The 15,023-nt window shown below is 59.8% G+C and carries 15 protein-coding genes and 1 riboswitch; of the genes, 13 read left to right on the forward strand and 2 right to left on the reverse strand.

The genetic code is table 11. The annotated features are described in order from the left end of the window. From A6M21_RS06660 to A6M21_RS06720, 13 genes are all read left to right on the forward strand, one after another. Window positions 1–1,054: molybdopterin-dependent oxidoreductase (locus A6M21_RS06660; RefSeq protein WP_151191826.1), on the forward strand; the 1,054-nt coding region annotated here is incomplete at its 5' end. A gap of 99 nt (window positions 1,055–1,153) precedes the next feature. Continuing rightward, complete coding sequence (locus A6M21_RS06665) at window positions 1,154–2,374, forward strand: PucR family transcriptional regulator (protein ID WP_066667235.1); 1,221 nt, start codon at window positions 1,154–1,156, stop codon at window positions 2,372–2,374. Window positions 2,375–2,627: 253 nt separating this feature from the next. Further along, window positions 2,628–2,876 carry a hypothetical protein gene (locus tag A6M21_RS18690; RefSeq protein WP_066667237.1) on the forward strand — a complete coding sequence of 83 codons (249 nt, stop codon included), beginning with the start codon at window positions 2,628–2,630 and terminating at the stop codon, window positions 2,874–2,876. Continuing rightward, window positions 2,830–3,438, forward strand: a complete 609-nt coding sequence (locus A6M21_RS06675; RefSeq protein WP_161486020.1) for a TorD/DmsD family molecular chaperone — start codon at window positions 2,830–2,832, stop codon at window positions 3,436–3,438. Before A6M21_RS18690 ends, A6M21_RS06675 begins: the two co-directional genes overlap by 47 nt. Before the next feature lie 22 nt (window positions 3,439–3,460). Continuing rightward, window positions 3,461–5,722, forward strand: coding sequence for a molybdopterin-dependent oxidoreductase (locus A6M21_RS06680; RefSeq protein ID WP_066667241.1), 2,262 nt, complete (start codon window positions 3,461–3,463; stop codon window positions 5,720–5,722). Between the two features lie 12 nt (window positions 5,723–5,734). Continuing rightward, window positions 5,735–6,289: a 4Fe-4S dicluster domain-containing protein gene (locus A6M21_RS06685; protein WP_066667243.1), complete on the forward strand. Its 555-nt coding sequence runs from the start codon at window positions 5,735–5,737 to the stop codon at window positions 6,287–6,289. Between the two features lies 1 nt (window position 6,290). Further along, a complete protein-coding gene (locus A6M21_RS06690) occupies window positions 6,291–7,217 on the forward strand; it encodes a dimethyl sulfoxide reductase anchor subunit family protein (protein ID WP_078060453.1) in 927 nt (308 codons plus the stop codon). Window positions 7,218–7,230: 13 nt separating this feature from the next. After that, a complete protein-coding gene (gene tatA, locus A6M21_RS06695) occupies window positions 7,231–7,470 on the forward strand; it encodes a twin-arginine translocase TatA/TatE family subunit (RefSeq protein WP_078060454.1) in 240 nt (79 codons plus the stop codon). Window positions 7,471–7,592: 122 nt separating this feature from the next. Further along, window positions 7,593–7,778: a twin-arginine translocase TatA/TatE family subunit gene (tatA, locus tag A6M21_RS06700; protein ID WP_066667247.1), complete on the forward strand. Its 186-nt coding sequence runs from the start codon at window positions 7,593–7,595 to the stop codon at window positions 7,776–7,778. 111 nt (window positions 7,779–7,889) lie between these two features. Beyond that, window positions 7,890–8,663, forward strand: a complete 774-nt coding sequence (tatC, locus tag A6M21_RS06705) for a twin-arginine translocase subunit TatC (protein ID WP_066667249.1) — start codon at window positions 7,890–7,892, stop codon at window positions 8,661–8,663. A gap of 34 nt (window positions 8,664–8,697) precedes the next feature. Beyond that, window positions 8,698–9,276, forward strand: a complete 579-nt coding sequence (locus tag A6M21_RS06710) for a 4Fe-4S dicluster domain-containing protein (protein WP_066667251.1) — start codon at window positions 8,698–8,700, stop codon at window positions 9,274–9,276. Then, on the forward strand, window positions 9,267–10,124 hold the full coding sequence (locus tag A6M21_RS06715; RefSeq protein WP_066667253.1) for a CoB--CoM heterodisulfide reductase iron-sulfur subunit B family protein: 858 nt from the start codon (window positions 9,267–9,269) through the stop codon (window positions 10,122–10,124). The genes A6M21_RS06710 and A6M21_RS06715 overlap by 10 nt, the downstream gene beginning before the upstream one ends. A gap of 12 nt (window positions 10,125–10,136) precedes the next feature. Then, window positions 10,137–12,110, forward strand: coding sequence for a CoB--CoM heterodisulfide reductase iron-sulfur subunit A family protein (locus A6M21_RS06720; protein ID WP_066667255.1), 1,974 nt, complete (start codon window positions 10,137–10,139; stop codon window positions 12,108–12,110). Window positions 12,111–12,291: 181 nt separating this feature from the next. Here A6M21_RS06720 and A6M21_RS06725 read toward each other — a convergent pair whose 3' ends face one another. Next, window positions 12,292–13,509 carry a molybdopterin molybdotransferase MoeA gene (locus A6M21_RS06725; RefSeq protein ID WP_066667257.1) on the reverse strand — a complete coding sequence of 406 codons (1,218 nt, stop codon included), beginning with the start codon at window positions 13,507–13,509 and terminating at the stop codon, window positions 12,292–12,294. Window positions 13,510–13,750: 241 nt separating this feature from the next. Beyond that, a complete protein-coding gene (locus A6M21_RS06730) occupies window positions 13,751–14,776 on the reverse strand; it encodes a molybdopterin-binding protein (RefSeq protein ID WP_066667283.1) in 1,026 nt (341 codons plus the stop codon). Continuing rightward, window positions 14,769–14,921: riboswitch (molybdenum cofactor riboswitch) on the reverse strand. (Overlaps the previous gene by 8 nt.) Between the last annotated feature and the right edge of the window lie 102 nt (window positions 14,922–15,023).

Below are 15,023 nucleotides of genomic sequence, written 5' to 3' on the forward strand. Positions count from 1 at the left end.
GGCGGGTACCGGACCGTACCCCGCCGCTCCGTCCGGGGACGGGAACCGCCGGGGCGACCGTTTGATTTCAATCAATGATTTCTGGTCTGGAATCATGTCCGCCAAGGATCCGCCGGTGAGGATGCTCTGGCTGTCGTGCCGCAACCCCCTGGTTCAGGACGCCCGTCCCTCTCTGGCCAGAGAGGCCATGGAAAAGCTGGATCTGGTGGTGGTAGCCGATCTGTTTCTCACCGCCACCGCCCGGGCGGCTGATCTGGTATTGCCGGTGACCACCTTTTTTGAGGAATGCGATTTAGTAATGAGCTATTGGCACTATTGGGTTTCTTTGAATGAGCAGGCCATCGCCCCGCCCGGGGAGGCCGGAAGCGATCTGTCCATCGCCGCCGCCCTGGCCGGGGTGTTGAACCGGTTCAGTCCGGGGTCCTGCCGCTTCCCTCCGGTTGATGATCCGGCCTGGTGGCTGGACCGGGAGATGAATGCGGTGATGGGGCGCCTGCTCGGAATCAATGACTGGCGCGAGCTGCGGGCAGGGCCACGCAAGGCCTCTCTTCCCGTTCCCTGGCATGACGGGGAGTTTGAAACCGCTTCCGGCAGGATTGAGCTGTTTTCCCCGGCGGCGCTGGCGGACGGACTGCCGCCGTTACCTGTCTATATTCCCCCGTCCGGAGCGCCGGCCGGTTATCCGTTGCGCCTGCTTACGCCGCATTTTCAGCACGGATTGAATTCCCAGTTTCCTCCCCGGGGCTGGCTGAAGGAACTGCATCCGGAACCAGCCTTTTACATCAATCCGCAACTGGCCCGGGAGCGGGGGGTGGTACGGGGAAGCACGGTCCGGGTGTTCAACGGACAGGGGGAAGTGGTACTGCCGGTGGAAATCTCCCTCCTGGTGCCGGAGGGCGTGGTTCTTTTTTATCAAAGACCGGTGGCCAGGGATGACTTTGCCATCAACGTGCTGATCGACCCGGTGGAGACGGATATGGGACGGCATGCCATGGGCGTTCCCGGCGCGGCCTTTTTTGAGGCCTTTGTCGATCTGGAGGTGTTGGACAATTAAAAACAAAAATTATACCAGAATGTATTTGATCATGGCTATGCTCTTTGTATAATAATACAAAGAGCATAGCTTATTTTTGTTTAATTTTACAAAGAGGGGTTGATCTCTATCGGAAGCTGGGAGGAACTTTTTATCCGGGCCGGCGCCGCCGGTGATCCCGGTCAACTAGTGGCGGATATCGCCGCTCTTTTGGGCGGCCGGATCATTATTGCCGATGCCGGTTTTGTGGTGGTGGCCTCTTACCCGGTGGCCGCGGTCAATACCGGGCGGTTGCTCCCCCTGCCCGCCGGCGCCGCGTCCCTGCCGGCGGCGGATGTGCTGGCCGGCTCCATGCGCCTTGCTTCCACGGACAGCCCGTATTGTCTGGCCCGGGCGGTGGTGAAGGGGCGGACGGAAGGTTTTTTGCTCCGTTTTGATTCCGGTGTGCCCGCCGGTGTTGAAAAGGAGCGTTTCCTGGCCGCAGCCGCCCTGGTCGGTCTGGTGCTGGCCGGCAACCGGTCCGGGGAGGAAGCGGCCCGGGGGGCGCGCAGCCAGTTTCTTTTCGACCTGCTTTACAATAACCTTGAGTCCCGGGAAGCCTTGATAGAACAGGGGCGGATTTGGGGCTGGGATTTCAGCCGGCCGCATGCCTTGACGCTGTTTGTCTTGAAAGATTTCGCCCCGCTGGCTGATCAGCAGTTGATGCAAAACGCCTGTGCCCGCGTTTCCTTTCTGGCCGCTGCACCCCGGCCCATACTGCTGCAGCGCGGGAATCAGATTGTATATATCCGTCCGCTGGATGAGCCGGGAGCGGACCGGGCGGGCAGTACCCCGGAGACGTTTGCGCGGCATGTTCTGGCGCGCCTGGCCGGGTATTTTCCCGGGCGCCGTTTCATAGCCGGCATTGGAAATGTCTATCCCTCCCCGTCCGATCTGTTCCGCAGTTATCAGGAGGCCAAGCTGGCGGTGGAACTGGGGCCGGTGCGCAATCCGGCCCGGGATGTTTTTACATTTGCGCAGTTGGGGGTGATCAGGCTGATTCACGATCTGCAGGCGGACCGTTTGGAAGAGTTCCAGCGGGAGATGCTGGAGCCCCTGTTCAAGTATGATCAGGCGAACGGCACGGAACTTGTTTCTACACTGCACAGTTTTTTCAACAGCGGGGGAAGGCTGAAGGAAGCGGCCGGGCAAATGTTCCTGCATCCCAATACACTGCGCTACCGGTTGAAAAAGGTGGAGGAGCTGCTCGGAGCTAGTCTGGACGATTTGGAAACCTGCCTGAACCTGTTTGCCGCCTTGAAGGCGGGCGCCCTGCTCGAGCACCGGGAAAAGAACCGTTGACCGTTCCCGGACCGGGACATAAAATTAATACGATGCTTGCTTTATACCCGCGGTGCCGGGCGGGCGGCTCTGTGCCGGAGAATCCCGCCCGGGGGAAACCCTGTTAATCCCGGCCGGTACCCGGGGCGGCCCCTTCTTTGTACGCAGCTACAAAAGAAGGGGCTTTGCATTTGTCCGCCGGAGCAAAGGGGAAAGAGGCGGTTTAAAGAATTCAATATTAATTTGGTCAGCTTGCCGATTGGAGGTGGGGGATGTGCAAAAAAAGACGGTCTGGCTGCTGGTTTTTCTGCTGGCCCTCTGGCTGCTGCCGCTGGCGGGCTGCGTTTCCGGCGGACAGCCGCCGGCGGTGAAAAGCGGCCCGGTGAATCCGGAATACCAGGGACAGCCGCTGGGGCGGCCCGGGAAAGGAGGGGAAGGGGGTGACAAACCCAGAGTGTGCTGGTCCGGCGGAGGGGTTGCAGTGGAAAGCAACGGCTTTACTGGCGTTAAAGTGCTTCTTTGAAGGAGTTCTTTTCAACCCGGAAGGAATTTCCCTTTTGCGCCGTTCACTGGCCGGTGTGCCCGGATGGCGGCATGACCCGTCCATTGCCCGCGGCTTGACGCTGCTCGACGGTTCTTCCGGTAAAGAAGAGGAGTATGATTTTACCCGGCTTTTTATCGGCCCCGGACGCCTGCCGGCCCCTCCTTATGCGTCGGCTTACCGTAGTACGGAACGCCTGCTGATGCAGGAGGAAACGCTGGCGGTAAGACAATTTTACCGGCGGTACGGCCTGGCCGCCCGGGAGGAAGGAAGCGTGCCGGATGATTTTTTACCGGTGGAACTGGAGTTTTTAGTGTATTTGCTGGCCCTGACCGGCCGCTCCCTGGAGCGGGGGGACGGGAAGGCCGGGACGTACCGGCAGGCCTACCGCCGTTTTCTGCGCCGGCATATGCTGCCCTGGATCGATTTTTTTGCCGGAGACATCATCCAGCATGCCCGAACCAGACTGCTCACGGGCATTGGTGTACTCCTGCCGGCGGTAATCCGCCGTGAAGCCGGCGGGTTGCTTGAAAATAAAGCTTGATTGAGAAGGGAGGGTTATACAAATGGATAAGAAGAGCGTTGCCGGCAGCGGCGCCATTTGGGAAAAACTGATCACCCGCCGCACCTTTCTTAAGGGGACGGCGGTGGCCGGGGCCGCCGCGGCGGTGGAAGGACTGCTCAACTTTGATTTCCTGTGGCATTTGACTCCGGCGGCCCGGGCCGGCAGCAATAACAACGACAACAAATACCAGGTTTTTCTAAATGTCTGCCCGCGCAACTGTTACGACACCTGCAGCATTCTTTCCTATGTGCAGGACGGTGTGTTGAAAAAAGTGACCGGCAACCCGGAGCAAACCTTTACCCGCGGACACCTCTGCGCCAAAGGATACACCTATACCCGGCGGGTTTACAGCCCGGACCGGATCAAATATCCGATGCGGCAGACGGGAGGCCGGGGCAGCGGCAAATGGCAGCGGATCAACTGGGACGAAGCCATGGACGTGATTGCCCGGAAAATTCTCGAACTGAAGAAGCGCTACGGTTCCACGCTGCCCATTTGCCTGGACAAGTATTCCGGCAACTTTGAAATCATGCACTACGGCATTGAGGGAATGATGTCCAGCATCGGCTATACCACCCGTGCTCTGGGCACACCCTGCTGGCCGGCCGGCATCGACGCCCAGACTTTCGACATGGGTACGCTCTACAGCTCGGACCCGGAAGCAATGGTCAATGCGCGCTATTTGATCCTGTGGGGAGTCAACCCGGCCTGGACATCCATTCACAGCATGCACTTTGTTTACGAGGCCAGGAAACGGGGCGCCAAGCTGGTGGTAATCGATCCGGTGATTTCACAAACCGCTTCCAAGGCTGATCTGTATGTGCAGATCAATCCGAGCACCGATGGCGCACTGGCACTGGGCATGGCCCGCTATATTCTGGATCACAATCTTTATGACCGTGATTACCTGCAAAACCATGTCATTGGCTGGGAGCAGTTTGCCGCCTACCTGCGCGACCGGGTTACGACAGGCTGGGCCTCTTATAAAACCGGCGTGCCGCAGGAAGTGATCGAAACCCTGGCCCGTGAATACGCCACCGCCAAACCGGCCCTGATCTGGATTGGTTACGGAATGCAGCGGCACACCAACGGCGGTCAGAACGTACGGGCGATTGATGCCCTGGCGGCAATCACCGGCAACATCGGCAAGACCGGCGGCGGTGCCAATTACGGCCAGCTGGAGACCTGGGGGTTCAATTACCACGCCATGGGCTTTAAGGCGCCGGCCGGTTCAAAGGGAGTGAGTAAGCCCGACGGCACTGTTTCGGACCGGTTCATCGATATCAACAATTTTGGCCATGATGTGCTGGCGGCCAAGGATCCGCCGGTCAAGATGCTCTGGATCGCCTGCCGCAACCCCCTCTCTCAGGATCCCGAAGCCGGAGTGGTGGAAAAGGCCTTCCGCTCCATGGAACTGGTCGTTACCGTGGACCAGTTCATGAACCGCTCGGCGCAGCTTTCGGATATTGTCCTGCCAGCTACCACGCAATTTGAGGACTGGGGGGTGAATGCCAGTTACTGGCACTACTGGGTGGGGATCAACCAGCAGGCCATCAAGCCGCTTTTTGAGGCCAAAAGCGACGTCCAGATCGCCATGGCCCTGTCCCGCCGCTTGAATCAACTGGCGCCCGGTTCCTGCACCTACCCGGTGGACGGGGATATGCAGGACTGGCTGGGCAAGGAATTCAACGCTAAAACCTACCAGATGCTGGGTATTCAGGACTGGCGCGAGTTGCTGAAGGGGCCGCGCAAGGCGCGTCTGCCCGCGGCTTCCTGGTCGGACGGCAAGTTCCGCACCCCCTCCGGGAAATATGAACTTTATTCGCAGGAGGCGCAAAAGTTCGGCCATAATCCGCTGCCCGTGTACCTGGACGAGGAAAAGGCGCCGGAAAAATACCCTTACCGGTTGCTCACGCCGCACTGGAAGCTGGGGCTCCATTCGCAGTTTCAGAACCTGGACTGGATGATGAGTACCAATCCCGAACCCTGGCTGGAGATCCACCCCGATTTGGCCGCCGCAAAAGGAATCCGGGACGGGGACATGGTCAAAGTGTTCAATGACTTGGGCTGGCTGATCATCAAAGCGCGGGTGACCGCCACCGTACCGCCGGGAATTATGGCCGCCTACGAGGCCTGGTACCGGGACGTGGATTACAATGTCAATTATACCGTCAAGGCCACGCCGGCGGATATGGGTACCAAGGCCACCGGCAACCCGGGCATTGCCTTTCATGATAATTTTATCGATATTACCCGGGCATAGGGGGGTGCAAAAATGCAGTTGGGATTTTTAATCAATACTGAAAAGTGCATCGGCTGCCAGAGTTGCGAAATGGCCTGCAAAAATGAATTTCAAACCGATGCCGTCGTCCACTGGCGGCGGGTCTACCCCGTGGGGGAAAAAAATTATCCCCGTCCGGAGAGGATTTTTATGTCCATTGCCTGCAATCACTGCGCCCGGCCGGAATGCCTGCGGGTGTGCCCGGTGCAGGCCTATACCAAGCGTGAGGACGGCATTGTGGTGCACAATCACGATCGCTGCATCGGCTGCCGCAGTTGTGTGATGGCCTGTCCCTACCGGGCACCGCAGTACAACCCGCATTACCGGAAGGTGGAAAAATGCAGCCTGTGTTACCTGCGCATTGATCAGGGAAAAAAACCGGCCTGTGTCGACGCCTGCTCGGTGGGAGCACTGCAACTGATCCGCCTGGATAAGGCCGCTGTTCCGGATACGGTGGACCGTATGCCCGGTTTCCCCGATCCATCCATCACCGGCCCGTCGGTACGCTTCGTCCCGCCGGTTATAGGCACCCAGGTAAGGGGGAATTAATGTGGAATTCGAATGGCCGCTGGTGTTTTTCACCGTATTAACCCAGATGGCGGTAGGCGCTTTTATTTTCTACTGGTGGTCGCAGGGCGGCCTGACTGCTTACACCGCCGGCGCGGCCGGGGGATCCGGGCAGGCGGCCGGCGGGCCGTCCGCCTTCAACGGCGGATTGATTATTCTGGTGATTGTGCAGGCCCTGGCCCTGGGCGTATCCCTTTTGCATCTGGGACATCCGTTGAACGCCTACCGGGCGCTGATTCATCTGAAGACTTCCTGGCTCAGCCGGGAAGTGCTGCTCACCGGTTTCTTCTTTGCCGCCCTGGCTGCCTGCAACTTTTGGGCAGGCTTCCGGCGCCGTGTCTTTGCCATGCCTTTGACCGCCCTGCTGGGAGTAATCGCCATAATGACTTCCGGGATGATCTATAAACTGCCCGCCCGGCCGGCCTGGAACAGCCTTTGGCCGATGGTTTCCTTCTACCTCACGGCCTGGCTGGCGGGTGTTCCGCTGGGCGTGCTGGTGACGGCCCGGGAGATTTCACCCGGGAACGGTTTCCGGCAGCCGGTTGCTCTCCCGCTGGCGGCAGCCCGGGAAGGGGAAGGCAATCTTCCGGCGGCTGTTTCCGGATCCGCTGGCCGGTTGCTGCTGGGGGGAATAGCTGCTTCCGTAGTGCTGAACATTCTTTATTTGTCCACTCTGGCCGCCGGCCGGCCGGAAGCAGCGGCCACGCTGGGGAACATTCTGGTTTCGCCCCTTTTCTGGCTGCGCGCCGTTCTGGGCTGGCTGCTGCCGGGGGTGCTCCTGCTGATCCGGGAACGCCGGGATCTGCGCGGCATCCTGCTCCTGCTGGCGCTGGTGGTGCTGGGCGAAATCCTCGGCCGGGCGGTATTCTATGGCACAGTGGTACCGATGGGGATCAACCAGGGGATGTAAGGGGGGTGAAAAAATGTTCGATGGTATTATGCAGCCCGCTCATTTGATTTTGATCCTGGTGGTTGTGTTGATTGTTTTCGGACCGGGCAAGCTTCCCGAAGCAGGCAAGGCAATGGGGAAAATGGTGCGTGAATTCCGGCGGGCCACCTCCGGCGCTCTGGACGGGGCGGAGAAGGAGGGGCCGGAACCGGCCGGCGCGCAACTGGTAGAAGTAACGGACAAGAAAAGCACAATTGACCGCCGGCCGGCTTAGTCGTCAGCAGGCGGCGGGGGCGGACGGCGGCTGGTAATTATGCGCACGGACGGCGCGGGACTTGAAATTCCATACCTGCGCCGGCGCCTGTTCCATGCGGTGGAAAAGGAGGCGTGAAATTTATGTTGCCGGGTATCGGTGTCCCCGAACTGCTTTTAATCCTGTTCCTGGCGCTGGTCCTTTTCGGCCCGGGTAAGCTGCCGGAAGTGGGACGCGCAGTCGGCAGGAGCATCCGTGAATTCAAAAGGGCGTCTGCGGAAATCAAGGAAAACATGGAAGAGGCTTTGGAGCCACCCGAAAACAGGTAGTCTCCTCCTCCCTGTCCGGCGCCCGTTTTTCCGGGCGCCGGTGTATATAACCATTACCCGGCGGTGGTTGTTCGAACCACCGCCCCCTATCTTTCAAGGGAGGCGAAAATATTGGAAGACAAGCCAATCCCGTTGCTCAAACATCTCGAAGTCCTGCGGCGCGTGCTGCTGGTTTCGCTGGTCGCCGTGGCTGCCTGTTCCCTGGTTGCCTATTTCTATTATGACTACCTGCTGGCTATTTTCCTGCGGCCGGTGACACAGTGGCATTACCAGCTGGTTTTCATCGGTGTTACGGAAGCATTTTTAACCCGCCTGCGCCTGTCGTTTTTCAGCGGTGTGCTGCTGGCCCTGCCGGTAATTTTCTGGCAGGCGTGGAAGTTTCTGTTGCCGGCGTTGAAACGGAATGAAAGGCGCTTGTTGCTGCTGCTGGTACCCCTGTCGGTGCTTTTTTTTCTACTGGGCGTATGCTTTGGATTTTTTGCAGTGCTTCCCGCAGGCGTGAAAGTGCTGCTGGCCATGGGCGGCCCGTCTATTGCGCCGATGATCTCCCTGGGCAACTATATTTCCTTTGTTATCAAGTTTTTGCTGCCTTTTGGGCTGATCTTCGAGACGCCGGTGGTGGTGCTTTTCCTGGCCCGGGCGGGGCTGATCACCCATTCATATTTGGCCCGGCGCCGGAAATATGCTGTGCTGATCATTGCCGTGGCCTCCGCGGCGCTGACGCCAAGTCCCGATGTATTCACGCAGCTGATGCTCGGTTTGCCCACCTACCTGGTTTTTGAGTTGAGTGTATTGATTGCCCGTTTCGTCCGTCCGGCGCCGGTTGATTTGGCCGCCCGGCGGGAGGGGTCCGGCTTTGCCTCCGGGATTTGGAGTCAGACGTGATAGCGGTATAGTTGAAAAGCGAGGTGTGCTTTAGATGAATCTGTCTGCACCATCAAACCGGGAATGTTTAATTGCCCTGGTGAACAACGAAAGCGGGCAGCAGGTGGAAAAATGCTACCAGTGCGGCAAATGCACCGCCGGCTGCCCGGTATCTTACGCTTTTGATTTAATGCCCAACCAGGTGATCCGGCTGATCCAGCTGGGTATGAAAGAGCAGGTGCTGTCATGCCGCAGCATCTGGCTGTGTGCCTCCTGCGCCGTCTGTACGGCGCGCTGCCCGCGCAATATCGACCTGGCGGCGGTAATGGACAGCCTGCGCGGCATGGCCCGTCGGGAAGGAGTGGCGGCCACCGGCCGTGGTCACAACGTTTTTTTGTTCAATAAAAATTTCCTGCAGTCAATCAAAAAGTACGGCCGGTTGTTCGAACTGGCCACCATGCTTTCGTTCAACTTGAAAAGCGGCCGTCCTTTCCGGGAGGCGGACGCCGGCCTGGCCATGCTGCAGCGGGGTAAATTGAAATTTTCCGTCACCCGGACGCGGGGACAGGCGGAAGTGGCCCGTATTTTTGAACGGGTAGCCGCCGTGGAAAGCGGGGCCGGAAAATGCAATTAGCCTATTATCCCGGTTGCAGCTGGGAAACCAGCGGCCGGGAATATGATTTATCCGCCCGCCTGGCAGGCGGGAAACTTGGTCTGGAGTTTATTGAAATAAAGGACTGGAACTGCTGCGGTTCGTCCGCCGGGCACAGTACCAGCCGTCTTTTGGCTACCGCCCTGGCCGCCCGCAACCTTGCCCTGGCGGAAAAGATGGGGCTGGACTTGACCGCCCCCTGCGCCTCCTGTTACCAGCGGCTGGCTCTGGCCCGTCATGATTTGCTGGCGGACGGTCAGCTGCGGAAGCAGGTGAACCGGATCACCGGTCATACTTTCCACGGAAATATGCGGGTCCGATCGATTCTGGAAGTGGTTGCCTCACTGGGCGGGGAGCACATTGCCGCCCGGGTGGTCAAACCGCTGCGTAATTTGAAAGTCGCCGCCTACTACGGCTGCCTGCTGGTCCGGCCACGGGCGGTGCAGGTGGATGATCCGGAAAACCCGCAAATGATGGAAAAAATTATGGCTGTCGCCGGGGCCGAAGTGTTGGCATGGTCGCACAAAACCGAATGCTGCGGCACATCGCTGGCCATGAACAACGATCAACTGGCCCTGCCCTTGGTGGCCGGCATTCTGGAAGCGGCCAGCCTTTCCGGTGCCGACTGTATTGTCTGCGCCTGTCCCCTTTGCCACTTCAACCTTGACTACCGGCAGAAAAAGGTCAACCGCGTTCTGGGTACCGGTTACCAGTTGCCTGTGTTCTATTTCACCCAGCTGTTGGGGGTGGCCCTGGGATTGGAACCGGGCAGGCTGGGGCTATTCGATCATTTTGTGAACACAAAACCGGTTTTACAACTGGTCAGCTAAGGAAGTGACAAGATGCGTATCGGTGTGTTTATCTGCTGGTGCGGTTCCAACATCGGCGGTGTGGTGGATGTCCCCCGGGTGGTGGAGGCCGTATCCGCGTTGCCCGGCGTGGCCTGTTGCTCCGATTATAAATACATGTGTTCCGAACCCGGGCAGGAGAAAATCCGGCGGGCGATCGCAGAGCACCGGCTGGACCGGGTTGTGGTTGCTTCCTGTTCGCCCCGCCTGCATGAAAACACGTTCCGCCAGGTCCTGGCCGCGTCTGGTCTGAACCCCTACCTTTTGGAAATGGCCAATATCCGCGAGCATTGTGCCTGGGTACACCAGCAGGAACCGGCAAAGGCCACCGCCAAAGCCATTGACCTGGTACGCCGGGCGGTGGCCAAAGCAGGCAAATTGGAGCCGCTTCATTCCGCCGCCATACCGGTGACACGGCGGGCGCTGGTCGTCGGCGGCGGGGTGGCCGGCATGCAGGCCGCCCTGGACATTGCTGAGGCGGGGTATCAGGTGGTCCTGGTGGAAAAGGAACCGTCGATTGGCGGTAAAATGGCCATGCTGGACAAGACTTTCCCCACCCTGGACTGTGCGGCCTGTATTATTACACCCAGGATGGCCGCCGTGGCCAGGCACCCCGCTATCAAGCTGCTCACCCATGCCGAGGTGACTGCAATCAACGGTTATGTGGGCAATTTCAAGATCACGGTCAGGCAAAAGGCGCGTTCGGTGGACTATGACAAATGCACCGGTTGCGGCATCTGTCAGGAAAAATGTCCGTGCACGGTGAACAGTGAATACGATCAGGGGTTGGGCACGCGCAAGGCCATTTACGTTTCTTTCCCCCAGGCGGTGCCCAACAAGCCGGTTATCGATCGCGCCCACTGCCGCCGGTTCACCCGGGGCAAATGCGGTGTCTGTCAACAGGTTTGCCCGTCCGGAGCGGTTGACTACGCTCAGGAGGATGTTTTGTTCGAGGAGGAAGTGGGAGCAGTCGTTCTGGCCACCGGCTATGATCTGTTCGATTGGACCAGGGCATACGGCGAATATGGCTACGGCCGTTATCCCAATGTCATTACCGGGCTGCAGTTCGAGCGGATGAACAACGCCAACGGCCCCACGGGAGGAAAGATCAGGCGTCCTTCCGACGGCGGGGTACCTGAAAATGTCGTTTTCATCCAGTGTGTGGGGTCGCGGGACGAGGCCAAGGGCAAGGAGTATTGCTCGCGTGTCTGCTGTCTGTATACGGCCAAACAGGCCCGGCAGGTGCTGGAGAAAATACCCGGGGCGAAAGTTCATGTTTTTTACATCGACGTACGTTGCGCGGGCAAGGCTTACGAAGAGTTTTACCAGGATGCGGTCGCCAGGGGGGCCTGTTATATCCGTGGCCGGGTGTCCAAAATTTACCCCACCGGCGACAAGCTGATGGTGCGCGGGGCCGATACCCTGCTCGGGCGGCCGGTGGAAATAGAGGCCGGCCTGGTGGTGCTGGCCACGGCCATGGTGCCGGGGGCGGGAGGGGCGGAATTGGCCCGTCTGGCCGGAGTAAGCACTGGAAAAGACGGCTTTTTCCAGGAGATCCACCCCAAACTGCGTCCGGTGGAAAGCAGCACCGCCGGTATTTTTCTGGCCGGCTCCTGCCAGGGTCCCCGGGATATTCCAGATACGGTGGCACATGCCGGGGCGGCGGCGGTAAAAGTATGCGCCTTGTTTGCCCGCGGTGAAATCATCACCGAGCCGGTGGTTGCGCGGATCAACGAACGGTTGTGCACCGGTTGCCTGGCCTGCCGTCTGGTGTGCCCCTACCGGGCGGTTGAACCCAAAAGTATTCCCGCCCGGGGCGGAGCGCCGGAACGCACCGTGGCTGTTGTCAACAGCGGTTTGTGCCAGGGCTGCGGCGCCTGCAGCGCCACCTGCCGAAGCGGTGCGATTGATCTGGCGGGCTTTTCCAACGAGCAGCTCCTGGCTGAAATTTCCGCCCTGTGCCACTGAACTTAAAACAATATTTACACAGAGCACGATGTTTTTAAGCCGGAGATATTGGGATGGCGGCGTTATCCGGCCGGCGGTGCAAACGGCAAATTCGCAAGGCACCAGCCGGTATGCCGGCCAGCCGCCCGTACAAAAAATATGCGCACCGGTTCCCAGTGCGCATCGGTGATTTGGTCACCGCCTACTTGATTAAAATTGCCTCCACCATTTCTCCTTCCTTTAGCGGGCCGTGGCCGGCCGGCACGTCAAGGAGGGCGTTTCCCTCCACCAGCGAGCGCATGGCGCCCGGGCTCTGCAGGCCGGCCGGGCGGGCCAGGTATCCTCCGTCCCGCCACCGGACTACCGCCCGGACGAAACGCCGCTGGCGGCCGCCTTTGGGAAAACCCACCGCCATGCGCGCCTGCACCCGGGGCAGGTCGATCTCCCGGTGTCCCCCCAGGCGGCGCAGTACCGGACGCACCAGCAGGATGAAAGTGATCATGGCTGCCGCCGGGTTGCCCGACAACCCCACCACCAGGCGGCCGTCCTTGCGGCCGCAAACCACCGGTGTGCCGGGTTTGAAGCCGGCCCGCCAGAAGAGCGGTTCCACCCCGGCCGCTTCCATGGCTTCCTTGACCACATCCCGTTCGCCTACCGACACTCCGCCCGTGGAGACGATCAGATCCGATACTTTTAAGGCCTGTTCAATGGTGGCCGTAATCAGCGCTGTTTGATCCGGCCGGTTGCCCCCCGGCAGGGGAATGCCGCCGGCCTCCCGTACCTGGGCGGCCAGCGCCGGCAGGTTGCTGTTGTATATCCTGCCCGGCACAAGGGGGCTATACGGCTCCAGCAACTCGTCGCCGGTGGAAAACAGGGCCACCCGGGGTTGGCGTCTTACGGCCGCCCGTGTTTGGCCCAGGGCGGCTAAAAGACCTGTGACGCCGGCGTCCACTGTGACCCCGGCTGTGAGCACTGTTTCGCCGGCAGCCACGTCTTCACCGGCGTGAATCACTCCTTGTTCCGGTTGCAAGGGCGAAAAAATGTAAACCTGGTTTCCCTCCCGCCGGGTGTCCTCGAAGCGGATCACGCAGTCCGCCCCGGGCGGCAGCGGCGCGCCGGTCATGATGCCCATGGCCGTACCCGGTTCCACCGTTCCTTTGGCCGTATGGCCGGCGTAGATTGTTTCCGTTACGGTGAGGGCCGCCGGGTGTTCCCGGCCGGCAGCAACAGTATCGGCGGCCCGCAGGGCGTATCCGTCCAGCGGGGAGCGGTCGAACGGCGGCAGGGGGTGGGGGGCGGTGACATCTTCGGCCAGGGCCATGCCGAAGGCGTCCGGCAGGTCCACTTTGATTGTTTCCAGCGGCCGCACGGCGTCGAGCATTATTTGTCTGGCTTCTTCCAGCGGAATCATCTGACGCATTGTTTTATAATCCCCCATGCAAAATTTTCACGTACATTGCACAGCGGTCCCCGGCATGCCGGGTCCGCCGCGCCGGATCCGCCGTACCGAACGGCAAGATAACCGTAAAGCCGGCAGCGGCGTCACAAAGCACCAGCGTCACAAAGCACCGGCGCCCCGGCAAAAACAGCAAGCTGTCGCCGGTGAAAGTACTTTCGGTCTTGTTGCTTACGGACGTGGAGATTACGGGCGTTTTTGCATGTCAGGCGCCTTTGCCCAGCGGGCAGTGGGGGAAACGGCATTCCGGGCAGCCCAGGCACAGCCCGCCGTGCCCCAGGGCCACGATGTCCTCCCTGGTCAGTTTTTCTCCGGTCAGCACCCGGGGGAGCACCAGGTCGAAAACGGTGGTTTTGGCGTACATAACGCACCCCGGCAGGCCCATGACGGGTATTTCACCCAGGTAGGCCAACAAAAACATGGCTCCCGGCAAAACCGGCGCTCCGTAGGTAACGATTGACGCGCCCAGGCTTTTTACCGCCGCCGGGGTCAGGTCGTCCGGATCCACGGACATGCCGCCGGTGATCAAGACCATTTCAGCTCCCTGATGGATTACTTCATTCACAGCGGCGGTTATGCAGGATTGATCATCGGGGACCACCACCTGGTGGACGACCCGGCAGCCGAAAGCCTCTACCTTGCGCCGCACCACCGGGCCGAAAGCGTCCTGGATGCGGCCCTTGTAAACCTCGCTGCCGCTGACCACTACGCCCACCGCCATGCTCTTGAACGGCCGGATGGAAATAATGCCTCCTGCTTCCCGGCAGATGGCTTCCACCCGGACAATCTTCTCTTCATCCACCACCAGGGGGATGATCCGTGTTCCAGCAACCAGGCATTTATCGCTCACCACCCGGTTGTTGTGCAGGGTGGCCATCATGATTTCTTCAATCGAGTTCATGCGTAGAAGAGCAGTTGTATCAACCTTCAGCAGTCCGTCCCGGCCGGCCAGCAAATTCACTTTACCCTCGGACGGTTCAGACAACTGGATGTTACTGCCGGCAGCCGCCCGGGCCATACGCACGGCGGCTTCATTTTCGTGCAACTGTCCCGGCCCGGCCTCCCAGACGTAAAGATGTTCCTTGCCCAGTTTGAGCAGTTCGGGGATGTCCTCCGTCCGGATAATGTGCCCTTTTTTGAAGGCCGCGCCCTTGAACTCGCCCGGGATGATTTTGGTGATGTCGTGGCAGAGGACGTGGCCGACGGCATCTGCGACCGGTACTTTTTTCATTTTCATCCTTCCTTTCCAAATCGGGAGGCGCGTCGGTTTTCCAACGCACCCTTTGGGTCAACGCGTAATCCGGCGCGCGACCCCGGCGCGGTCACCGTGGGGCCTGTGACCCGTTAGGTGTTCCGGCTCGGAATGTTCTCCGCTTTATTATTCACCATCACAAAAATTTCACCTGCCGCGCAGGCTTAAAAAACATGCCGGGGCGTTCCGGGAATATTTTTTTCATTACGTATAAAAACAAGCTTTT

Source organism: Desulfotomaculum copahuensis (assembly GCF_001655685.1).
GTDB classification, from domain to species: domain Bacteria; phylum Bacillota; class Desulfotomaculia; order Desulfotomaculales; family Desulfovirgulaceae; genus Desulfotomaculum_G; species Desulfotomaculum_G copahuensis.